This window comes from Kitasatospora sp. NPDC043950, from assembly GCF_056435345.1.
This window is the reverse complement of sequence record NZ_JBWKER010000005.1, coordinates 45,282-65,711: the sequence shown is the minus strand read 5'-3', so window position 1 is coordinate 65,711 and position 20,430 is coordinate 45,282. Positions and strand designations below refer to the sequence as shown.

At 72.0% G+C, this 20,430-nt stretch carries 22 protein-coding genes and 2 pseudogenes; 10 read left to right on the top strand and 14 right to left on the bottom strand.

Annotation, left to right across the window (positions count from 1 at the left end; genetic code table 11):
* Positions 1 to 120 precede the first annotated feature (120 nt).
* The 3 genes from AC07BF_RS05025 to AC07BF_RS05015 all read right to left on the bottom strand — a co-directional run bounded on the left by AC07BF_RS05025 (position 121) and on the right by AC07BF_RS05015 (position 2,698).
* Positions 121 to 2,100 (bottom strand): DUF8189 domain-containing protein, encoded by a 1,980-nt coding sequence (locus AC07BF_RS05025; protein WP_400843834.1) that lies wholly within the window; start codon positions 2,098 to 2,100, stop codon positions 121 to 123.
* A 65-nt stretch (positions 2,101 to 2,165) separates the two neighbouring features.
* Positions 2,166 to 2,441, bottom strand: a complete 276-nt coding sequence (locus tag AC07BF_RS05020; protein WP_363627717.1) for a hypothetical protein — start codon at positions 2,439 to 2,441, stop codon at positions 2,166 to 2,168.
* A gap of 5 nt (positions 2,442 to 2,446) precedes the next feature.
* Positions 2,447 to 2,698, bottom strand: coding sequence for a hypothetical protein (locus AC07BF_RS05015; RefSeq protein WP_363584340.1), 252 nt, complete (start codon positions 2,696 to 2,698; stop codon positions 2,447 to 2,449).
* Positions 2,699 to 3,162: 464 nt separating this feature from the next.
* Here AC07BF_RS05015 and AC07BF_RS05010 point away from each other — a divergent pair, with 464 nt between their 5' ends.
* The gene (locus tag AC07BF_RS05010; protein WP_363584338.1) at positions 3,163 to 4,149 is read left to right on the top strand and encodes a helix-turn-helix transcriptional regulator; all 987 of its coding nucleotides are present in this window, start codon (positions 3,163 to 3,165) and stop codon (positions 4,147 to 4,149) included.
* Positions 4,150 to 4,210: 61 nt separating this feature from the next.
* Here the strand turns inward: AC07BF_RS05010 and AC07BF_RS05005 are convergent, their stop codons facing one another.
* Complete coding sequence (locus AC07BF_RS05005; protein ID WP_478332955.1) at positions 4,211 to 5,125, bottom strand: NmrA family NAD(P)-binding protein; 915 nt, start codon at positions 5,123 to 5,125, stop codon at positions 4,211 to 4,213.
* 128 nt (positions 5,126 to 5,253) lie between these two features.
* Positions 5,254 to 6,291 carry a helix-turn-helix transcriptional regulator gene (locus AC07BF_RS05000; RefSeq protein ID WP_400843840.1) on the bottom strand — a complete coding sequence of 346 codons (1,038 nt, stop codon included), beginning with the start codon at positions 6,289 to 6,291 and terminating at the stop codon, positions 5,254 to 5,256.
* Positions 6,292 to 6,387: 96 nt separating this feature from the next.
* On the opposite strand from AC07BF_RS05000, the gene AC07BF_RS04995 reads away from it, so the two are divergent.
* Positions 6,388 to 6,786 (top strand): VOC family protein, encoded by a 399-nt coding sequence (locus AC07BF_RS04995; protein WP_363584334.1) that lies wholly within the window; start codon positions 6,388 to 6,390, stop codon positions 6,784 to 6,786.
* Positions 6,787 to 6,969: 183 nt separating this feature from the next.
* Positions 6,970 to 7,443 (top strand): nucleoside deaminase, encoded by a 474-nt coding sequence (locus AC07BF_RS04990; RefSeq protein ID WP_363584332.1) that lies wholly within the window; start codon positions 6,970 to 6,972, stop codon positions 7,441 to 7,443.
* 287 nt (positions 7,444 to 7,730) lie between these two features.
* Here the strand turns inward: AC07BF_RS04990 and AC07BF_RS04985 are convergent, their stop codons facing one another.
* Together AC07BF_RS04985 and AC07BF_RS04980 are read right to left on the bottom strand one after the other, a co-directional pair.
* Positions 7,731 to 8,099: a hypothetical protein gene (locus AC07BF_RS04985; RefSeq protein ID WP_063352503.1), complete on the bottom strand. Its 369-nt coding sequence runs from the start codon at positions 8,097 to 8,099 to the stop codon at positions 7,731 to 7,733.
* Between the two features lie 116 nt (positions 8,100 to 8,215).
* Positions 8,216 to 8,668 carry an SRPBCC family protein gene (locus AC07BF_RS04980; RefSeq protein WP_363584330.1) on the bottom strand — a complete coding sequence of 151 codons (453 nt, stop codon included), beginning with the start codon at positions 8,666 to 8,668 and terminating at the stop codon, positions 8,216 to 8,218.
* Between the two features lie 335 nt (positions 8,669 to 9,003).
* Between AC07BF_RS04980 and AC07BF_RS04975 the strand changes: the two genes are divergently transcribed.
* A complete protein-coding gene (locus AC07BF_RS04975; protein WP_478332954.1) occupies positions 9,004 to 10,080 on the top strand; it encodes a mechanosensitive ion channel family protein in 1,077 nt (358 codons plus the stop codon).
* 4 nt (positions 10,081 to 10,084) lie between these two features.
* Here AC07BF_RS04975 and AC07BF_RS04970 read toward each other — a convergent pair whose 3' ends face one another.
* A complete protein-coding gene (locus AC07BF_RS04970) occupies positions 10,085 to 10,855 on the bottom strand; it encodes a maleylpyruvate isomerase N-terminal domain-containing protein (RefSeq protein ID WP_363584326.1) in 771 nt (256 codons plus the stop codon).
* A 204-nt stretch (positions 10,856 to 11,059) separates the two neighbouring features.
* Here AC07BF_RS04970 and AC07BF_RS04965 point away from each other — a divergent pair, with 204 nt between their 5' ends.
* Together AC07BF_RS04965 and AC07BF_RS04960 are read left to right on the top strand one after the other, a co-directional pair.
* Positions 11,060 to 11,365: a GNAT family N-acetyltransferase gene (locus AC07BF_RS04965; protein WP_350878943.1), complete on the top strand. Its 306-nt coding sequence runs from the start codon at positions 11,060 to 11,062 to the stop codon at positions 11,363 to 11,365.
* Between the two features lie 116 nt (positions 11,366 to 11,481).
* Positions 11,482 to 12,222, top strand: a complete 741-nt coding sequence (locus AC07BF_RS04960) for an SDR family NAD(P)-dependent oxidoreductase (RefSeq protein WP_478332953.1) — start codon at positions 11,482 to 11,484, stop codon at positions 12,220 to 12,222.
* An 85-nt stretch (positions 12,223 to 12,307) separates the two neighbouring features.
* Here AC07BF_RS04960 and AC07BF_RS04955 read toward each other — a convergent pair whose 3' ends face one another.
* Positions 12,308 to 13,291, bottom strand: a complete 984-nt coding sequence (locus tag AC07BF_RS04955) for an alpha/beta fold hydrolase (protein WP_363584320.1) — start codon at positions 13,289 to 13,291, stop codon at positions 12,308 to 12,310.
* A gap of 931 nt (positions 13,292 to 14,222) precedes the next feature.
* Positions 14,223 to 14,645: a hypothetical protein gene (locus AC07BF_RS04950; RefSeq protein WP_363622628.1), complete on the bottom strand. Its 423-nt coding sequence runs from the start codon at positions 14,643 to 14,645 to the stop codon at positions 14,223 to 14,225.
* A gap of 225 nt (positions 14,646 to 14,870) precedes the next feature.
* Between AC07BF_RS04950 and AC07BF_RS04945 the strand changes: the two genes are divergently transcribed.
* Positions 14,871 to 16,220 carry an LGFP repeat-containing protein gene (locus AC07BF_RS04945; protein WP_478318346.1) on the top strand — a complete coding sequence of 450 codons (1,350 nt, stop codon included), beginning with the start codon at positions 14,871 to 14,873 and terminating at the stop codon, positions 16,218 to 16,220.
* Positions 16,221 to 16,435: 215 nt separating this feature from the next.
* Here the strand turns inward: AC07BF_RS04945 and AC07BF_RS04940 are convergent, their stop codons facing one another.
* The 3 genes from AC07BF_RS04940 to AC07BF_RS04930 all read right to left on the bottom strand — a co-directional run bounded on the left by AC07BF_RS04940 (position 16,436) and on the right by AC07BF_RS04930 (position 18,215).
* Complete coding sequence (locus AC07BF_RS04940) at positions 16,436 to 16,567, bottom strand: hypothetical protein (protein ID WP_478318344.1); 132 nt, start codon at positions 16,565 to 16,567, stop codon at positions 16,436 to 16,438.
* 332 nt (positions 16,568 to 16,899) lie between these two features.
* Positions 16,900 to 17,706 carry an alpha/beta fold hydrolase gene (locus AC07BF_RS04935; RefSeq protein WP_478332952.1) on the bottom strand — a complete coding sequence of 269 codons (807 nt, stop codon included), beginning with the start codon at positions 17,704 to 17,706 and terminating at the stop codon, positions 16,900 to 16,902.
* 146 nt (positions 17,707 to 17,852) lie between these two features.
* Complete coding sequence (locus AC07BF_RS04930) at positions 17,853 to 18,215, bottom strand: MerR family transcriptional regulator (RefSeq protein WP_363584314.1); 363 nt, start codon at positions 18,213 to 18,215, stop codon at positions 17,853 to 17,855.
* A gap of 77 nt (positions 18,216 to 18,292) precedes the next feature.
* Between AC07BF_RS04930 and AC07BF_RS04925 the strand changes: the two genes are divergently transcribed.
* Positions 18,293 to 19,540 (top strand): MFS transporter, encoded by a 1,248-nt coding sequence (locus AC07BF_RS04925; protein WP_478332951.1) that lies wholly within the window; start codon positions 18,293 to 18,295, stop codon positions 19,538 to 19,540.
* 110 nt (positions 19,541 to 19,650) lie between these two features.
* Here AC07BF_RS04925 and AC07BF_RS04920 read toward each other — a convergent pair.
* A pseudogene (locus AC07BF_RS04920) lies at positions 19,651 to 19,875 on the bottom strand (glyoxalase/bleomycin resistance/dioxygenase family protein); the annotation flags it as partial.
* Between AC07BF_RS04920 and AC07BF_RS04915 the strand changes: the two are divergent.
* Both AC07BF_RS04915 and AC07BF_RS04910 read left to right on the top strand, forming a co-directional pair.
* Positions 19,846 to 19,974: pseudogene (locus tag AC07BF_RS04915) on the top strand (ACR3 family arsenite efflux transporter); the annotation flags it as partial. The pseudogenes AC07BF_RS04920 and AC07BF_RS04915 overlap by 30 nt on opposite strands.
* 52 nt (positions 19,975 to 20,026) lie before the next feature.
* On the top strand, positions 20,027 to 20,383 hold the full coding sequence (locus AC07BF_RS04910; protein ID WP_363584451.1) for an arsenate reductase ArsC: 357 nt from the start codon (positions 20,027 to 20,029) through the stop codon (positions 20,381 to 20,383).
* The last annotated feature ends 47 nt before the right edge of the window (positions 20,384 to 20,430 follow it).

Sequence of the window (20,430 nt, the reverse complement as noted above, 5' to 3'; positions counted from 1 at the left end):
CAGCGGGGGCCCCGCCCCCCCCCCCCCCCCCCCCCCCCCCCCCCCCCCCCCCCCCCCCCCCCCCCCCCCCCCCCCCCCTGGGCGGCCTGCGCACGCGGTCGGTCTGCGGCTGGGGTGTGATCAGCCGATCTGGCCCCAGGGAGAGAAAGGACCGCCGGGGGTGGCCTGGCTGCTGCCGGCGACGTTGCCGTTGGCGGAGGTCACATAGATGGCGATGGTGTTGAGCCGGCTGAACACCGCGCTCGGATCGCTGGCCACACCCGTCGGATCACCCGCGTCCGCGACCGTGCCCCACGACCCGAACGGACCGCCCGGAGTGTTCTGGTTGGTGCCCTGGATGGTCCCGGCGGTGGTGCGGGCGTAGACCACCATGAGGCCGCTCGGTGTCTGGAGCGAGGCCGGCTTGCCGACGAACCCACCACCCGTCGAAAGCTGCTGCCAGGGAGAGAAAGGACCACCAGGCGTGCCCTGACCGGCACCGGCGACGTTGCCGCTGGCAGACGTCACATAGACCGCGATGGTGCCGGACTGAGTGAACACCACACTCGGATCACTGGCCACACCCGTCGGATCACCCGCGTCCGCGACCGTGCCCCACGACGCGAACGGACCGCCCGGAGTGTTCTGGTTGGTGCCCTGGATGGTCCCGGCGGTGGTGCGGGCGTAGACCACCATGAGGCCGCTCGGTGTCTGGAGCGCAGCGGGCGTGCCGACGAACCCACCACCCGTCGAAAGCTGCTGCCAGGGAGAGAAAGGACCACCAGGCGTGCCCTGACTGGCACCGGCGACGTTGCCGCTGGCAGACGTCACATAGACCGCGATGGTGCCGGACTGAGTGAACACCACACTCGGATCACTGGCCACACCCGTCGGGTCACCCGCATCAGCAACCGTGCCCCACGACCCGAACGGACCGCCCGGAGTGTTCTGGTTGGTGCCCTGAATGGTGCCCGCGGTGGTGCGGGCGTAGACCACCATGAGGCCGCTCGGTGTCTGGAGCGCGGCCGGCTTGCCGACGAACCCACCACCCGTCGAAAGCTGCGCCCACGGAACGAAGGGACCGCCGGGGGTGTTCTGGTTGGTGCCGTACACGTTGCCGTCCGCACCGACCCGGTACAGGGCGATGGTGCCGTTGCTGGTGAGCACCGTCGAGTCGGCGGAGCCCCGGGCGGTGGAGGCCTGCGGCGCGATGGTGAAGACGCCGCCCTGGTAGGTGTGCTCCTGGCCGTCGATCTCGTTGGCGATCATCGAGATGTTGAACGTGCCCGCCGCCAAGGGGGCGGTGTCGAAGGGGACTTGGTAGTTGGTGGCGCCGCCGCTGGTGGCGCGGAAGCGGTTGTAGTAGCCGTTCGGGCCGGTGACCACGTAGTCGAGCCAGTTGATGACGCCGCTCTGCGTCGGGTGTGCCGTGAGGTTCAGCGTGCCGGACACGGTCTGGCCCGAGTTGAAGCCCCACAGCAGGACGTTGAAGTCGGCGGGGATGGCGGGAGCGAGGTTCTTGGAGCGCAGCAGCTCGAAGGAGGAGGTGGGGTAGCCGTCGATGGATGACCAGTGGGTGTTGGCCGAGTACTCCTTGGTCGGGACGCTGCTGTTGTCCTCGGCGATGTACGTGAAGTCGCCGGCGGCCTGGTTGGTCCAGCCTGCGAAGAGGTTGATGTGCTTGCCGGCGACGGCGAGGGCGTCGCCGGGCTGGAGCTGGGACCAACTGCTGAGCTTGGTGCTGTACTTCGGGTCGTCGATACCGGGTGCGGGGTACGTGACCGGCGGGCTGCCGGGGAGTTGCCAGGCCATGTCGACGAGACCGCCGCAGTCGGTGCGGTACGGGCCGCCGACCGCGCTGTCCGAGAACGACTGCCCCTGGTTGTAGGTGACCCCGTGGGCGACCCAGTCCCGGGCGCGCCGGACCATCTGGGCGCCGGTGAGCTTGTTCCCGACACCGGTGCCGAGGGTGCCGGTGGAGGTCGGCGTCCTGTTGCCGTCCGGGTAGTAGGTGCCGTCCGCCGAGGCGGGGGAGGCGGTGAGAAGACCGGCGGCCACGGCGGTCGCGGCGAGCACGCAGACGCGGCGCAGGGCACGGGCAGGACGGGGCGTGCTGGGCATGGGGGTCCCCTTGGATGTGGGCGGGCGAGCGAGGGTCGGTGCGGGTCAGCGAGGGTCAGCGAGGGTCAGTGCGGGTGGACGGCGGCGGCGTACCGGCCGGCCGTTGCTGCGGTGAGGGCCCGGGCCAGCAGGTTCTCGGCCAGGGCGTGCGCGGTGGTCGGGCCGTCCGCGCGGACGAAGAGCACCAGGGCGATGCGGCCCCGGTCCGGTACGGCGCGGACGTGTTCGAGCCCGTGCTCCGGGGTGGCGTGCGCCCACAGGACGTCCTCGACGATCCGCGCCGCGGCGGTCGTGGTGGGCGCACCGCTGGTGTCCACGACGGTGGCCCGGACGGGGAGCACGGCGATCAGTCCCAGCCGATGCCGCTGGCGGACGGGCCGGCCACGACCGGCGGCACGGTGGTGGTGGAGCCGTCCCAGCCGATACCGTCCCCGTCCCCGGCCCCGCCCGCCACGACCGGCGGCACGGTGGTGGGACCGTCCCAGCCGATGCCCGCCGGCGCCGTGGTCGCGGCGGTGGCCGAGGCCGCGGGCGCCAGGATCCCCGACAGGGCGACGGTGACGGCGGCGGTGGCGAGCAGGCGGGCGGTCTTGGACATGGCGGCACCCCAGGCGGCTTGTGTGGTGGGAGATCTGATCGAGGACCAGAACTTCGGGGAGGCTGTTCGGCGGTTGCCCCGCCGCTCTCCCGGTGACCACCATCCTGCTGGCACCGCCCGCGCCCCGGAAGGTGAGAACCCCGTCAGCAACCGGCCTGGCCGCTTCAGGACCCGGCGCCCCGGCGCCCGCCGCGTTGTTCGTGAGATCCCCGTGCCCACCACCGGCTCACAGCGGTCATGGTCACGGACTCCTTCGACAACCGCTTCCACTACGGACTGTCACGGCTGCTGCCCCCGAGAGCCTGAACCCGAGACCGGGAGGCGAGCGCGGGAGGCGAGCGCATCGAATCGGCCGGACCCCGCCCGGGGCAGGACTGCTTGTGGAGTCGAAGCCGGGCTGGGATGATCCCGATGTGTCGCACGGCGGCACGGCACGTTCGACATCGCACCGGGGGGCTGCGCGCATGCTGGACATGCTGGGGTTGGACCGTGTCTCGGAGGCCGTCTACCGGGCCATGCTCGCCGATCCGCAGGGCGGCGTCAGGGAGTTGTGCGACCAGCTGGGCCTGCCCGAGCCCGCCGTACGGGAGGCCCTCGACCGGCTGGCCGACCTGCAACTGCTCCGTGCCTCCCGGGAGGCACCCGGGGTTCTGCTGCCGGTGAGCCCCGCGCTCGGCCTGGAGCTGATCCTGCGCCGCCAGGAGCAGGAACTGCTGCGCCGCCAGCAGGATCTGGAGATCGGCAAGGCCGCTGCCGCCCGGGCGATCGCCGAGTACGCCGACCTGCGGCCGAACACCCCGGTCGAGACCGCCGAGCGCCTGGTGGGCCTGGACGCGATCCAGGCCAAGCTGGAGATCCTCGCCCAGGCGGTCACCGGGGAGTGCCTGTCCGTGATGCCCGGCGGAGCACAGTCCCGGGCCAGCCTGGACGCCTCCCGGCCGCTGGACGAGGCGGCCATGCGGCGCGGGGTGGCACTGCTGACGCTCTACCAGGACAGCGTGCGGCACGATCCGGCGACGCTCGCCTACGCCCGCTGGATGACCGAGGAGAGCGGACTGGTCCGCACCTGCCCGACGCTGCCGCCCCGGATGCTCATCTTCGACCGCCAGGTCGCCGTGGTCCCGATCGACCCGGCCCACACCCGGCTCGGCGCCCTGTGCACGCGCGAGCCCGGGATCGTCGCCTCCCTGGTCGCCCTCTTCGAGCGGACCTGGCAGGCCGCCGTCCCGCTCGGCGCCGACCGGCGCAAGGACACCGAGACCGGCCTCAGCGCCACCGAGCAGGAACTCCTGCGGCTGCTCGCGTCCGGCCTCACCGACGAGGCCGCCGGCCGGAACCTGGGCCTGTCGGCACGCAGCGTCCGCCGCCAGATGGCCGGGCTGATGGAGCGCCTCGACGCGTCGAGCCGCTTCGAGGCCGGCCTCAAGGCGGCGCAGCGCGGCTGGCTCTGAGCGGCCGCTCCCCCGGCACCCGGCCGGCTACGGTCGCCGGGCGGCTACGGTTGCAGGCCGGCTACGGTCGCCGGGCGAGCAGGTCCTTGATCACGGTGTCGAACCCCCGTGGGGGGCGACCGAGAAGCTCAGCGACGTCGTTCGTCGCCCGGTCGTACCGGTTCTCGCCGTGCAGCCTGGCCATCGTGGCGATGTGGTCGAACACGTGGTCCGGCAGGCCTTGGCTCTTGAGGTCGTGCTCCAGCCACTCCTGGTAGGGCACGTCGACGTAGGTCACCTCGCGGCCCAGGGCGGCGGAGAACTCGGCCGCGATGGCCGTCATGTCGCGGGATCGAGCCCCGGTCAGTTCGTGGACGCGGCCGGTCCGGGGGGCAGGATCGAGCAGGAGTGCGGTGACGACCTCGGCCACGTCGGCGGCCGCGACCGGTGAGGTCCGGGCCGAGCCGAAGGGGAGGCGGATCGTGCCGTCCCGCCGGATCGAAGCCGCCGCCACCTTGGTGAAGAGCGGATTCTCCATGAACACGGTGGGCCGGACGTGGACGACCGGCGCCCCGGACCAGTCGAGGACGTGTTCGGCGAGGTAGTGCAGTCGCTGCTGCCGGGACTCGGCGTCGCTGGTGAGGTCCATCTGCGAGACGGTCATCTGCGAGATGCTGACCAGCAGTTCCAGGCTGACGCTCTCCCGGGCGGCGACCGCCACCGTCGCCGCGGCCTCCAGGTAGGCGGACGACACGCTCATCCCGAAGTAGGCCCGGTGGCAGCCGGCCAGCGCCTCGACCACGTCCGCACCACGGGTGAGGTCACCGACCATCACCTCCACGCCGCCCATCGTCCTCAGGTCCGAGGCCCGTTCGTCGTCGTGGTGCACGAGAGCCCTGACGGGCACGTTGTGCGCCCGCAACCCCTCCAGGATCCTTCGCCCGACTCCGCCGACCCCACCGCCGGCGCCGGTGACAAGGACAGGTTCTACGAGCACGACGATTGCCTCCCACCTACCTGACCGGGACATCCGGTGCACTGCCAACGCTCCCGCGCCGGGAAGGTTCCGCGGGTCCTTGACGCCAGGGCGGGCGCGTCGGCGTCCGTGAGGGCAGGGCGGGCGCATCAGCCTCCGATCCGGTCCGGATCGCGGGCCTGGCGAGCGGAGGCGGCGAGCCGGTCGGCGAGCGCGATGACGAGGCCGCGGAGTTCGTCCGGCCGCTCGATGACGAACGGCCGGTCGAGCGAGGCGAGGACGGGGGGCAGCCAGTCGAGCCGCTCCGCCCGCAGTTCGACGTGCAGCCACCGCTCGGTGTGCGGATCCGTTCCTTCCTCGGGTACGGGTTCCTCGATGCTCGCGACACTGGCGGGGAGCCGGGCGCGGATCTGCTCGACCGTCCCGTGGATCCGCAGGGTCACTTCGTACCGGTACGCGGCCTTGGCGAACCCGGACAGGACGCGCTGGGCCGGATCGAGCCCGGCGGGCGGCTCGAACGAGCCCGGCAGGGGCCTCGCGTCCGCGATGCGATCGAGCCGGAAGGTCCGGTCCTGGCCGGTCCCGGGATCGATCTCGGGATCGGCGCCCGTGACGTACCACCGGCCCGCGTGGGTGACGATCCCGTACGGGTGCAGCGTGCGTTCGCTCCGCCGGCCGTCCCGGGCGGTGTACCTGATCGAGATCGGGCGGCGATGGCGCACCGCGTCGGCGACGGCGAGCAGGACGCCCGTCTCCGGGGTGGCCGCCTCGCCGGGCTCAGCCGTGAAGGCGAGGGATTCCAGGACGGTGTCGAGCCGACGGGCGAGGCGCTCGGGCAGTGCCCGGCGGATCTTGGCCGCCGCCGTCTCGCCCGCGGTCTCGGTCGCCGTCCCGGTCGCCGTCAGCAGCCCCGCCCTGCGGCCCGCGACGAGGCCGAGCAGCACGGCGAGCGCCTCGTCGTCGTTGAGCATGAGCGGAGGCAGGCGGTACCCGGGGGCGAGCCGGTACCCGCCGTAGCGGCCGCGGACCGCCTCGACGGGGATGTCGAGGTCGACCAGGTGGTCCACGTACCGCCGCACGGTGCGCCCGTCGACGCCGAGCCGGTCGGCGAGTTCGGCCACCGTCCTGATGCCGCCCGACTGCAGGAGTTCCAGGAGGGTGAGCACACGGCTGGTAGGTCGGCCCATGTCCACGAGCCTAGCGCTGATACCGGACCGATTCTGTCCACTATTTCCTCTACCGTCCGGGGTGCAACGACTTCACCGACCCGAGGAGAGAGCACCATGGACTTCGTTTCGATCCGGATCATCACGGACGACATCGCACGCCTCGTCGGCTTCTACGAGCGGGCCACGGGGGTACAGGCGCACTGGTCCACCGAGGACTTCGCCGAACTGCGGACCGCCGGCGGGACCCTCGCGATCGGCAGCACCCGGACCGTGGCGCTGTTCGCGCCCGGCTCTGCCCGTCCGGCCGACAACAACAGCGTGATCTTCGAATTCCTCGTCGCCGACGTGGACGGCGTGTACCGGAACCTGACCGGCTTCGTCACCGACTTCGTGACCGAGCCCACCACGATGCCCTGGGGCAACCGGTCGCTCCTGCTCCGTGACCCCGACGGCAACCTGGTCAACTTCTTCACACCCGTCACGCCGGCGGCCGTCGAGAGGTTCGCCCGCTGACGACAGCACGGCCGCCCGGGCGGGAGCCGGTCCCCGCGGCACGCTCCGCACCGGCTCGCGGGCCCGGGCCGCCGCCGGGGGTGGTCGCGGGCGGAGGGCGGGTGCGGCAACCTGGTACCACCGCCCCGCCCGACCGCGACACCATGGGGCCCGCCCCACCGCCGATCCCCTGAGGAGCACGTCATGAACGACCGCACCCGCGAGCACCTGCTCGCGGCCATCGAGATCGCGGCCGACGCCCGGGCGCACGGCAACCACCCCTTCGGAGCGCTGCTGACCGACTCCGCCGGGAACGTCCTGCTCACGGCCGAGAACTCGGTGCTGACCGACCGCGACGTCACCGCCCACGCGGAGACCAATCTGGTGCGGCAGGCCTCGCGCACCCTGGCCCCGACGCAGCTCGTCGACGCCGTCCTGTACACGAGTACCGAACCGTGCGCGATGTGCGCCGGGGCGATCTACTGGAGCGGCATCCGCAAGGTCGTCTACGCGCTCGCAGGGGCGGAGCTGAACGCCATCGCGGGAGTGGACCCGGAGGAGCCGGTGCTCGACCTGCCGTGCCGCCAGGTCTTCGCCGCCGGCGGCAGCACCGTGGAGGCGTCCGGCCCGCACCTCTTCGAGGAGGCCTCCGCGGTGCACACGGGGTACTGGGGGTAACGCTCTGGCCCACCCCGGGACTCCTCTGTCCGGCTCCTCTGTCCGGCCCGTCAGTCCGGCGGCTCGGGCGGGCGGGGCAGGCCCGGCTCGGGCTCGGGCTCAGGCCCGGGCGGCGCGGGTGACGGCGTAGCGGGGCCCGGGAGCACCGGATCCGGCGGCGGCTCGGGCACGCCGGGCGGCAGCGGAGGATCCGGCACCACCGGCGGACTGACAGGTCCGACGGACTGGGACTGCGGCTGGGGCTGGAGCTGCGTGGAACCGTACGGCATGACTGCTGCTCCCTTTCGTCAGAAGATCCGACCGCCGTAGAACGGGTCGTAGTAGAGCCCGTAGCGGTCGCGGACGTCGGCCGACACGTCGGCCGCGCCGTCGTCGAGGCCGGGACCGTTCCTGATGTCGTCCTTGGACCGGTCGACGTACACCTTCTGCTCGCCGATCTCGATCCGGATCACGGTGCCGGCGGGCAGGAGCACCCGCCTGCCGAGGATCCACGGACCGGTGTCGACGACCAGGTGCTGGGCGCCGACCGCCTCGGACAGCTTGTCGATCTTGCCGATCGCTCCGTCGGTGGCCTCGACGTGGAAGCCGATGAGGTCGGTGCCCGCCGTGTGACCGGCGGTGTCCCGGAACTCCCAGATGTTGACGCGATCACTCACGACCGTCTCCTTCCGTCGTCGGGTCTGGCTGTCAGGTCCGGCTGTCAGGTCTGACTGCCTGATCGGTCTGCCTGATCGGGCTGCCGGTACGCTTCGGCTGCCCCCGATCCGGAGGTTCATGCCACCGTGTCGTCGACCGTGGCCCCGACCGGTCCGCCGCCCTCCTCGACGTGGCGCTTGAAGTCGGTCAGGTCGTCGATCACCCGGCGGTCGACGAACCCGAGCGCCTCGGCGAGGTGCTCCCAGAGCCCGTGCGGTTCGACCTCCAGCTGGAACATCACCCGGGTGGCGGCGTCGCCCACGGCGTGGAAGGTGACCACGCCCTGGTGCCGCACCGGGCCAGGGCCGCTGTCCCACGCCACGCGATCGTTCTCCACCAGCTCCGTGGTCACGGCGGTGAACTCGCGCGGGCCGGCGGCGGTCCGGACCACCCAGCTGGTGTCCTGGCCCGACCGGTCGACCCTGACCACACCCCGCATGAACTGCGGGAACTCCTCACACCTGACCCAGCTCTCGTAGACCGTGCCGAGCGGCGCCGCCACCTCGACGGACTCCTCGATCCGGTGCATCGCTCCTCCTGACATGTCGGTGCCCGCCCGGGCCGGCGGGCCTTCAGGCTCCGGCTGCCCCGTTCCCGGCCCGGTATGCACCCCGGCTGAACCCTCGACGCGGCCCCTCGGCTCGCCCCCCTCACCCGTCTCCCCCGCCTCGTCCCCCTCGTCCCCCTCACCCGAACGGCCCATCGCCGTGGTCGGGCCCCCACCTCACCTCCGGCAGGTGTGAATCCCGCCGAACGGGAAAACGGGCTCCGGGAAGCGGGCCCGGGGAAGCCCGCCCACAGCGCCGGCCCGGGGAAGGCCGGCCCACAGCGCCGCGCTGCGGCCGTCGCGGAGGGAGAGCGAGCGTGTGGTGGAGCCTGTTCCGTCTGCTCCTGGCAGGTGCGGGGGTGGCCCTGACCACCTACGTCCTGGACCGGACCGCCGAACGGCTGGTCCGCAGATTCGCCCCGCACCGGCCGGGCAGCGTCATGCCGGGGATGCTGCGCAGTTGCCGGCGACCCCTGGTCACCGTGCTCGCCGCCTCGCTGTCCCTCGCCGTCCAGCCGTGGGTCGGCGGTTCGCCGGAGACCCGGGAGCAGCTGCACCACCTCCTGGTCCTGCTGGCGATCGCCTCCGGCGGATGGCTCGGCGCCCGGGTGGTCGGGCTCGTCGTCGAAGGCGCCGTCCGCCTCGCCGTCCACCGCCGCGACCCCTCCTCGGCCGGCCGCGCCCGCACCCAGGCGGGCCTGCTCGGCCGGATCTGCCAGGCGATCATCGCGATCGCCGCCCTGGGCGCGATGCTGATGACCTTCCCCTCCGTGCGCGGCATCGGGACCAGTCTGCTCGCGTCCGCGGGCCTGGTCGGCGTGGTCGCGGGCATCGCCGCTCAGAGCGTGCTGGCCAACCTCTTCGCCGGGGTGCAGCTGGCCTTCGGCGACCTGGTCCGGATCGGCGACGTGGTCGTGGTGTCCGGCGAGTGGGGCACCGTGGAGGAGATCACCCTCACCGCGGTGGTGATCGCGACCTGGGACCAGCGCCGCCTGGTGATGCCGATGTCCTACTTCGCCGGCCGCCCGTTCGAGAACTGGTCGCGCCGCTCCAGCCGGATCACCGGCACCGCCTTCCTCCACCTCGACCACCGGGCCCCGGTCCCCCTGCTGCGCAAGGAGTTCGACGCGTTCCTCGCCGACAGCCCCCTCTGGGACGGCCAGGGCAGCGCCCTACAGGTCGTCGACACCACGCCCACCACCATCGTGGTCCGGCTCCTGGCGACCGCCGCCAACGCCGACGACGCGTTCTCCCTCCGCTGCCAGCTCCGCGAACACCTGGTGACGCACATCTGCGAACACCACCCTGAAGCGCTCCCCCGGGTGTCCGTCACCCCGGCGCCCCGGACCGAGCCTGACACCCCGCGCGCCCCCTTCCCCCCACCCGCTCAGTAGTCACTCAGTAGCCGCTCAGCAGGGCACGCACCCGTCGCAGCTCCTCCGGACCGACCGTGCTGTGCCAGCGGCCCGGGTCCGCCGGACGCCGCCCCCACAACAGCAGGACGCGCACCGCGGCGTCGCTCTCGATGGTGGCCGGGCCCTCGGGCGGGGCCAGGGCGATGGACGCGCCGCCGGCGTCCGCGGTCACCAGGACGTCGTCGGTCCCGGGGACGCGCAGGCGGGCCTCGACGCGCCCCCCGGGCCCGAGGTCGAGTCCGGCCACGCCCCGGGCCAGCAGCGGCCGGCCGACCAGCCGCACGCTGTGCGACGTCATCCACGGTTCGGCGAGCGCCTCCCGGGCCGTACGGTCGTCGCCGGTGAGGTCCCACCGGTGGAGGATCAACTCCTCGCGCAGGTGCTCGGCGAAGAACGGCACCGTCACGGTCCGGCCGGTCCACCGCACCTCGGTGTCCGGGGGCAGGTCGCTCTCCGCGGCCGCGGCGACCTCGGCCAGTTCGGCGCAGCGGGCGGCGAAGGCCTCCCACAGCTGCGCGTCGGACATCCGCCGGTACGGCTCCTCCCGATCGAAGCCGCGGGTCTCCACGGGCTCGCCCGCGTGGAAGGCGCGCAGGACGCGGGCGAGTTCCTCGGCGTTGCCGGTCTGGTGGGCGAGGACGTCCCGCACCGTCCACGCCTCGCACCACGTCCCGTCGTCGGGCCTGCGTTCCTGGACCGCCCGCACGAACGGGACGAGTTCCGGCAGGACGTCACTGACCTCAGCGGGAATCATGCGCCATGGGTATCCCGGCCGCCGCGCCGGGCAAACCTGCCGCCCGACTGTTCGGCTGCCGGATGCTCACCTGGCGCCCCAGCCTGTGTCCGTCGGCCCTCGTGGTGACCAGACGACAAATGTTGATTCTTAAACTATAGTAGCGGTGCCGCGCCACCCCGCCACCGGCCCTCCCGGGCCGCCCCCCACCTTGCGGAGGAAACCATGGACCAGCTCGTCACCGACAACACCGAGAAGTCGCGCTTCGAGATCCAGGACGGCGGAGAACTCGCCGGCTTCGCCGAGTACCACCGCTCCGACGACGAGATCGCCTTCATCCACACCGAGATCGACCCCCGCTTCGAGGGCCGCGGCCTGGCCGGCCGACTGGCACGCGCGGCACTGGACACGGCCCGCGAGCAGGCACTCGCCGTCCTCCCCTACTGCCCCTTCATCCGCGGCTGGATCACCAAGCACCCCGAGTACACCGACCTGGTCCCCGCCTCCCACCGCGCCCGCTTCGGCCTCTGAGCCGCCCGCCGGCCGGCGCCCCGGCGAGAAGCGGGAGGCCCCCGGCCCCGGATTGCCAACTCCCCTGCCGGAGAGGCGGCTTGCCGGACGCGACGACGCCTCGCACAATCGCTGTTATGTCCACAACCAACTCGGGAAGTCACTCCGCGCCGCCCCCGGCCCCGGCCCCAGGCAGGCGCGTGCTCCTGATCGGCGCGTCCCGGGGCCTCGGGCTCGCCCTCGCCCAGGAATGGGCGAGAGCCGGCTGGCAGGTCGTGGCCACCGTACGCGGCTCGGGCCGGACCGGGCTGCACGAGCTCGCCGACGCCCACGCCGGGCAGGTCGAGGTCGAGACCGTCGACATCACCGAGCCCGAACAGGTCTCGGCGCTGAGCGCTCGCCTGGCCGGCCGGACGTTCGATCTGCTCTTCGTGAACGCCGGCGTCACGAACCAGCCCGAGGGCACGGTGGCGCAGACCTCCACCGAGGAGTTCGTCCGGGTCATGGTCACCAACGCGCTGAGCCCGCTGCGCGTCATCGAGGCCCTTCAGGACCTCGTCGAGCCCGCGGGCACGATCGCGGTGATGTCCTCGGGCCAGGGCAGCGTGGCCAACAACGAGCGCGGCGGCCACGAGGTGTACCGCGGCAGCAAGGCCGCGCTCAACACGTTCATGCGCAGCTACGCGGCGCGGCACAGCGGCGAACCCCGGCCCCTGGTCCTCATGGCCCCCGGCTGGGTGCGCACCGACCTGGGCGGCTCGGACGCCCTGCTCGGCATCGACGAGAGCATCCCGAACGTGGTCAGGACGCTCGACGCCCTCCGGAGCAGCCCGGGCCTGCACTACGTCGACTACCTCGGCCGAACCGTGGCCTGGTGAGCGCGGCGCTCCGGAGCACCACGGCGCGGATGGGCCGCGAGTTCGACCCGACCGTCGAGCCCGCGCAGCACCCTGCTCCCCTCGCTCAGGAGGGAAGGGACGCGAGCCAGTCGGTCAGGATCCGGTTGACCTCGGTGGGGCGTTCCTGCTGGACCCAGTGCCCGCAGCCGTCGAGGATGTGGCAGGAGAGCAGGCCGGGCAGGGTCGCGGGGTAGGCCGCGATCGCATCGGCCAGCCAGGTGGTGGAGGCGTCCCGGCTCCCGCCGATGAACAGGGACGGCTGGGTGACGGGGGCGCCGTCGAAGTCGGCGAGGTCCTCCCAGTCCCGGTCCATGTTCCGGTAGCGGCCCAGCGCACCGCTCATGCCGGTTCGCTCGAACTCTCCGGCGTAGACGTCGAGTTCCTCCGCGCTGAGCCAGCCGGGCCGCCGTCCGACGGGGAACCGGTCACGAAGTGTCCCGCCACGGCTGACGAAGTGCGGGTCGGGCGCGCCGGGCGCCGGCATGGTGTCGGCGGACAGCGCGGCGTAGAAGCCCGCGAGCCAGCCGCGCACGTCCGGTTCGATCTCGGCCTCGGCCCGACCCGGCTCCTGGAAGTAGGAGACGTAGAACTCCTCGTCGCCGCCCAGTTGGGCGAAGACCTCGCCGGGCCTCGGTCCGCCCCGCGGGAGGTAGGGAACGCTCAGCAGCCCCACGGCGCGGAAGACGTCCGGTCGGATCAGGGCGGAGTCGGCGGCGATGGTCGATCCCCAGTCGTGGCCGACGATCACCGCGGACCGTTCACCCAGGGCGTGCACCACCGCGACGTTGTCCTCGACCAGGTCGAACATCCGGTACGCGGCCACCTCCTCGGGCCTGGAGGAGCGCCCGTACCCGCGGACATCGATGGCGACCGCGCGGTATCCGGCAGCGGCCAGCACCGGCAACTGGTGGCGCCAGGAGTACCAGGACTCCGGGAACCCGTGCAGCAGCAGGACCAGCGGCCCGGTGCCCTGCTCCACCAGGTGGATCCGGCCGGCGGGCGAGGGGACCAGCCGGTGAGTGGGGCCCGTGGTCCGCGACGGTGACATGTGTCCTCCTGGTATCTCGATCCGACGTACACCAAGTTCGGTTCGGCAAGCTGATGTTCGGCGGCACGATGCCGATGCGGTGCCGATTCAGGTGCCGACGCAGTGCCGATCATGCTGCGCGCGCACCGAGGAGGGCGAGGCCTGTTGCCATTTCGGCAAAGCGGCCCGCGCCCCGCCCGTGGCGATGCTCCGATCGGTCACCCCGATGGCCCGCACAGCTACGCCCTCGCGAGCAACGCGCTCAGCCGGCCACCGCGGTCTCCCCCGCACCCGCACCCGCACCCGCACGCACCGCCCAGACCGACGCGGTGTGCCGCTGTTTCTCTCCACCCGGGCACTGTCAGGGCATGGGGTTCTCCCGTGACATCGCCGCCGGTTCGTCGACGCCCCCAACCGGCCGGGTCGTCGTGGACGACCACCCGATCATGGGTGCAATCGTTCTCCGAGCCCCTACACCCTGGAGAAGACCCGCTGCGCGCTCCCCCGCGGCTGACCGCCCAGGCCGGCCACCGCGCCCTTTCGTTCCTCCTGCAGATAGATCTCGCAGTCACCACCGGGGTAGTAGTCCCGCAGCACCACAAAAACTCCCGACCCCGCGTCGTCCACACTCCCGGTCCGCCAACTCCCCTGGTACTCCCCCAATGCCACGCCCTGCCCGACGGGATCCTTCGCACAGAAGTACCCGTCGAGCCGCACCTCGCCGAGCCGCCCCCCTCCCGCAGTTCGATCACCTCGTCCCGCGACGCCCAACGCCCCACGTAGTCCTTCGGATCCGGCCCTCCCGACCGGGCCTTCAGATACCCCGCCAGACCGGCGATCAGCAGGACACCCGCGAGCAGGACGGCACCCTCCCGGGACTTCAGGTACTTCCATCGACCAGCCACAGCTCCCCCTCGCTCGATGCCGCCGTACTCGAAATCACCGCGGCATCTCAGCCCTTCTCCATGACGAACCCCTTGGTCGCCAGAAGCCACAGGTCCTTCCCGTTGTCCATGGCCGTCAGCCAGATCCTGCAGTTGCCTCCCCCGTCCTTACGGGTCGCCGTCACATACACCCCACGACCGGCGTCATCGAGGTAGGACTCCTTCCAACTCCCCTCCAGTTCCGTCGGCTGCGCCGGATCGGCCGCCGCGCTGTTGCACACGTAGGCCGGCACCTTCGCGGACCCGACCCGTCCGTCCGGGAGGAACTCGAACACCGCCGTTCCACCGCTCCACCGTCCGACCGGGTCGGGCACCTCAGGCCAGGAAGGCCGGAACGTCAGCCACACGACCACGCCCACGCCGAGAACACCGAGAGCCCCACCCAGCACGCCGAAGAAGACGCGCCGTCCCCTCGCCACACGATCCTCCATCGAATACCTGATCGATCACTCTGCATGACATCAAACACCGAGGACAGTAGTGACCGGTGCCCCGTCGCAGCGAACCTTGAGCGCGTCTCACCGATGTTTGACGGACCGCGGGGGCCCAGTAGTTCTCGCGACTGGGCCTACCCGTGTGCTTCTGTCGCGCACCTGCCCATTCTTGACGCTTCGGACACTATCCCTCCCATTGGCATGTACGCGAGAATCACTCGGGTGAACATCATCAGCGAACACTCAACGCCCCGCGGACGAGCCCGCCGACGGGGAGCGAAGATCTCGCTCCTGCTCACCGCCCTTCTCGCCGGCTCCGCCCTCTGCCCGGCGACGGCCTCCGCCGCCGGGCAGGACCCGGAACAGATCTGTGGCCACACGGTCCAGGGCCGCATCCTGGAAAAGTACCGGGAGTACCGAACCACGCTCGGCTGCCCCCGGACCGACGAACAGACCGCTCCCGACGGGGTGGGCCGGTTCAGTGTCTTCGACGGCGGCTCGATCTACTGGAGCCCCTCCACCGACGCCCACGCCATCTGGGGCCTCATCCGCGACAAGTGGGCCGCCATAGGCTGGGAGAAGGGCTCCCTCGGCTACCCCACCAGCGACGAAATCTCCCTCCCCGACGGCGCCGGGAAGCGCCAGGTGTTCCAGGGCGGCTCGCTCTACTGGCATCCCACGCGCTCCAACGGCGTCCACCCCGTCTGGGGCCTCATCGGCCAGCGCTGGGGACAGGCGGGCTGGGAAGGCGGGGTGTACGGCTACCCCGTCACCGACGAACTCCAGCAGGAGGGCGTCACCCAGATGTTCGAGCACGGCCCCATCCGGTGGTCGCCGAACGAGACCGCGAACCCGCTGATCCCCCGCGCGAACGCCCAGTTCTTCCAGGGCAGCCCGGCCCCGGGCGATCTGAAGGAGAGCGCCACGCTGCTGCCCAAGGGCCCCGACCGGGGCGTCGTCGTGGTGCGCGGCTACATCGGCGACGACGGCAACCCGGTCAACCACGCCCTGGGCAACCACCGTCTGTGGAGCACCGAACCCGAAGCCAGCTCCAAGGTGGCCATCGCCTGGGACACCGCCACGGGCCAGGTCGGGATCTACGTCGACCAGTCCTGTGTCGGGGATCTGACGTGCCGCAATGCCAAGCCTCTGGTGCGTACCGAGCACGCCAAGGTGGTCCAGGACGACCGGACCCCGCAGAACGAGTACTGGGCGGAGCCCTACGGTGACGGCGGCATCCGGGTGGACGTGTCAGCGGTCAACTCGTTCGTGGACGTCCCGGGCTCGCAGTACGCGGATCTCGGCCGGATCAACGCGACGTTCCACATCTACCCGCACGGCTACGACGACAAGAACAAGAACTTCACCGGCTTCGACGTCGACACGAACAAGGACAAGTACCCGTCCTGGGAGGTCCTGCGCTACCCGCGCCTGCTGGAGAACTCCGGTTCCCCGCAGGCTCTGTGGCAGGGCGCCGTGTGGCAGGGTTCCATCACGGACCTGAAGGCCCCGCAGCACCTGTGCTACCGGAACGACCCGGACCACGCACCCGTCAACATGACCTGCAACTGATCAACGCGGGAGGCCGGTCCGTCCGGTCTCCCGCTCGGTCCGCCGGCACGATGTACGCCCTGGCGCAGTGGGCGCCGATTCCGGCGCTGCGGAGGTGGCCGAGCGGGGGCCGGCAAGCCTCGGTCAGCGCACGGCGAAGGCCTCGGTGACGTGCACCGCGGTGCGCCTCCCTCCCCGACGGGAAGGAAGGGGCACCGCGCGTCACGGCCGGCCGCTCAGCACCGCATGGCTTCGGCCTTCTCCAGGGCGAGTACTTGGAGGCTCCGCGGTACGGCGACCGTGTGGACGGGGTGGCGCACGCCGTCGCCCGCGAGAACAGCACCGGGTCTCGCAGGGAAGCACGTCATGCGACTCATTCTCCTCCTACCGTCCAACTCATCGCTGCCAGCGCCGGATTCACGATGACTGTGACCCTACGGTTCGTCGATGTCCTCGACCGCCCCGGGGTTCTCGTAGAGCGGCCGGCCCCCACTCGTAGGCGGTGACCGTGGTGGCCGAGCCGGCGACGAGGTCGGGGTCCCGGCGGACGGCCACCGTGACAACCGGGTACCGCAGGAACCAGCCGGCCACCAGCGCGGCCACATCCGGGTGTTGCCGTCCGCCGAGGACGGCGTCTTGCCCGTGGTGTGCCAGGTGTGCGAGGAGTTCAGAAGTCTGAACGCCCAGAGCGCCGCCCCGCTCACTGGCGGGCAGGTCGGGGCAGTTCGTCGAGCCAGGCGCCGATGAGGCCCTGGACGGTCTCGGCGCACTCGACCTGCGGGTTGTGGCCGACGCCGTCGAGCACCGTCGCCGCCATCCGGGGGTAGTGGTCGAGCAGGGCGAGTTGGTCGCGCCAGCCCATCAAAGCGTCCTGCCGGGTGGTGACCAGCAGGTGCCGGCCCTGGTGCTCCGGCGCGCGGTGTTCGGGCCAGTGCGGCAGCAGGAAGTCGGCTTCGAGTTCGGCGGCGGCCGCCGGGTCGTGCGCGCGCCATCCCGGCCGGACGTACTGTTCGAAGAGCTTCCAGTTGCGCGCGGTGTGACGGGCCATGACGAGGCCGAAGAGTTCGCGGTCGGCGGGCGGGAGCCGGTCGAGGAGCTCGTCGTCGCGCTCGGCCACGGTCACGCCGGGCAGGGTCCGGTCGGGGCCCCAGTGCACGACCGGTACGAGCAGCGCCGAGCCCAGGACCTGCGCCCCGAACCTCGCCGTCACCGCCCGGGCCAGCTGTCCACCGAACGACTGCCCGAGCACGGCGAAGGGCTGCTCACCCAGTTCGGCGTGGATCCAGTCGAGGACGGCGTCGGCCAGGGTGGCCGCCGAGGTCGTCCCCGGCAGCCGGGGGCTGGTGCCGTGGCCGGGGAGGTCGAGGTAGAGCCGCCGCCACCCGGGGCGGTCGGCGAAGGCGGGTTCGACGGGGAGCAGGACCCGGTGGTCGACGGTGTAGCCGTGGATCATGACGAGCGGTGTGCCGTCGCCGAATTCGAGGTGCCGGATGGCGGAGTCGGTCATGACGGAAGGGTCCAACCATCACACCAATGGCAAGGTCAAGCCGACCGCCCGGCAGGCCGACAGACCGACAGGCCGCCCGCAGCGCCTCCCGACATCGGCTCACGCCCCGGGCTCACACCAACAGACACACACCTCGGGCTCACGCCTCAGGCCCGGCTCTTGACCTCGGTGAGGTACTCCCGGATGGCATCACGGTTACGGGTCAGGCACTGGATCCGACGGGTCATCCGCTCCGTCTCGGACTCCAGGGTGCCGATCATCTCCGGTGTGGCGTCGGCGAAGTGGATCGTCCGCGGGCTGTCCAGGCAGGGCAGGATCTGCCTGATGATCCGCGTGGGCAGTCCGGCGTCCAGGAGTCCGCGGATTTGCAGGACCCGGTCGACGAGGTAGTCGTCGTAGGCCCGGTAGCCGTTCGCCTCGCGGTGCGCGGTGATCAGGCCCTGCTGCTCGTAGTACCGCAGCAGGCGCGGAGGAGTGTCCGTCAACCGGGCGAGTTCGCCGATACGCATGTGACCACCCTCACGCCCGACCGGTGCCGTTCCGGGCTGGACCTTGACATGGATGTCAAGGATAGACGATCGGGCCCATGCCCGAACTTCACTCCCCCAGCCCCTCGAACCCGCCCGCCACCCGGCTTCCCCAACCCTCGGACCCGCCCGCCGCCCGGCTGCCCTGGCCCAGCCTGCTGGCCCTGAGCACCGCCGGATTCGTCACCATCATGACCGAGGCCCTGCCCGCCGGCGTGCTGCCCGCGATGAGTGCGGACCTCGGCGTCAGCCAGTCCGGCGCCGGGCAGTCCGTCACGCTCTACGCGGCCGGTTCCATCGCGGCCGCCATACCGCTGACCGCCGCTACCGCCGGCTGGCCGCGCAAGCGCCTGCTGCTGCTGTCCGTCGGCGGCTTCGCCGCGGCCAACGCCGTCACCGCGGTCTCGACGAACTACCCCCTCACCATGGCGGCGCGCTTCGCCGCGGGCCTGGTCGCAGGCCTGCTCTGGGCCCTGCTGGCCGGGTACGCCCGCAGTGTCGTCGCGCCGGAGCAGCGCGGCAGGGCGATGGCCGTCGCCATGGGCGGCTCGACGGTCGCCCTGTCGGTGGGCGTGCCCGCCGGCACCCTGGTCGCCGCGCTGGTGGGCTGGCGCACCACCTTCGGACTGATGAGCGCCGTCGCCGTGGCGCTCGCCGCCTGGATGCTCGTCGCGCTCCCGGCCGTCCCGGGGCGGCCCGGCCACGCCCGCACCCCCGTCCGGCAGGTGCTGCGCATCCCGGGGGTGGCGGCCGTCCTCACCGTCACGGTGGCCTTCGTCCTCGCCCACAACCTGCTCTACACGTACGTCGCGGCGCTGCTCGCGCCCCTGGGCCTCGGCGGCCGGACCGACACCGTCCTGCTCGTCCTCGGACTGTCCTCCCTGGTGAGCATCCTCGGTACCGGGGCGCTGATCGACCGCCACCTGCGCACCCTGACGGTCGCCGCCTGCGCCCTCCTCTCCGCCGCGGCCCTGTCCGTCGCCGCCGCCCTGCTCACCGGCACCTCCTGGCCCGTCTACGGCAGCGCCGCGGTCTGGGGTCTCGCCTTCGGTGGCGCCGCCACCCTCCTGCAGACGGCGGTGGCCGACGCGGCCGGCCCGGCCGGGGACATCGCCCAGTCCCTGCTCGTCACGTGCTGGAACCTCGGCATCGCCGGCGCCGCGCTCGCCGGCGGTCTCCTCCTCGACCACGGAGGCCCGAGCACGCTGCCCTGGTCCGCCCTGGCCCTGCTCGCCACCGCCCTGACCGTCACTGTCGCCGCCCACCGCCACGGCTTCCCCCGCCCCACCGGCCGCCCGACCGGCTGAACGGTCCGGGCGTCCGGTCGACTCTGCTGCGGCAATCCCCGAGGCCGTGGTGACGGGAGTGCTGCTGGTTGCGCACGCATGTCCGCCGGACTCGACCTCCGGATGCATCGTCAGCTGCCGCAGGCACAGTCTGCGGCAACCGTCTCCTCGGTACCGGTGCGGCAGCCCCGCGGTGCGGCGTCGATCGCCCCCTTGCCCTGCGGTGCGGCGTCGACACTCTTGCCCAGGGTGTCGGCGTCGGCCTTGACGACGTAGACCTCCCAGGGCTCCTTGCCGGGGCCGGTGACCCAGACCTTGTTCTGGAGGGCGTAGCAGCAGGAGGTGTCGTTCTCCTCATCGAGGTGCCCGTCCTCATCGGCCTCGTCCACGTCGCCCTCGCCGCCCGCCGCCTCTTCCCCCAGCCCGCCAGTCCCGGAGGTTCCGCCCGTGCCTGAGCCCAAGCCGTCCGTACTCTTCGTCTGCGTCCACAACGCCGGGCGCTCCCAGATGGCCGCCGCATTCCTCAGCCACCTCGGAGGCCGCCGGGTCGAGGTCCGCTCCGCCGGCTCCGCCCCCGCCGACACCGTCAACCCCGCCGTGGTCGAGGCCATGGCCGAGGTCGGCATCGACCTCTCCGCCGAGGTTCCGAAGATCCTCACCACCGAGGCCGTACAGGCCTCCGACGTGGTGATCACCATGGGCTGCGGCGACACCTGCCCGTACTTCCCCGGCACCCGCTACCTCGACTGGAAGCTCGACGACCCGGCCGGGCAGGGCCTCGACGCCGTACGCCCGATCCGCGACCAGATCGAGACCCGGATCCGCGGCCTGCTCACCGACCTCGGCATCCAGCCCAGCGTGTGAGAGCCCACCGGTAGCCCGGGGCAGTCCTCCAGGCCGGGCACACCCCG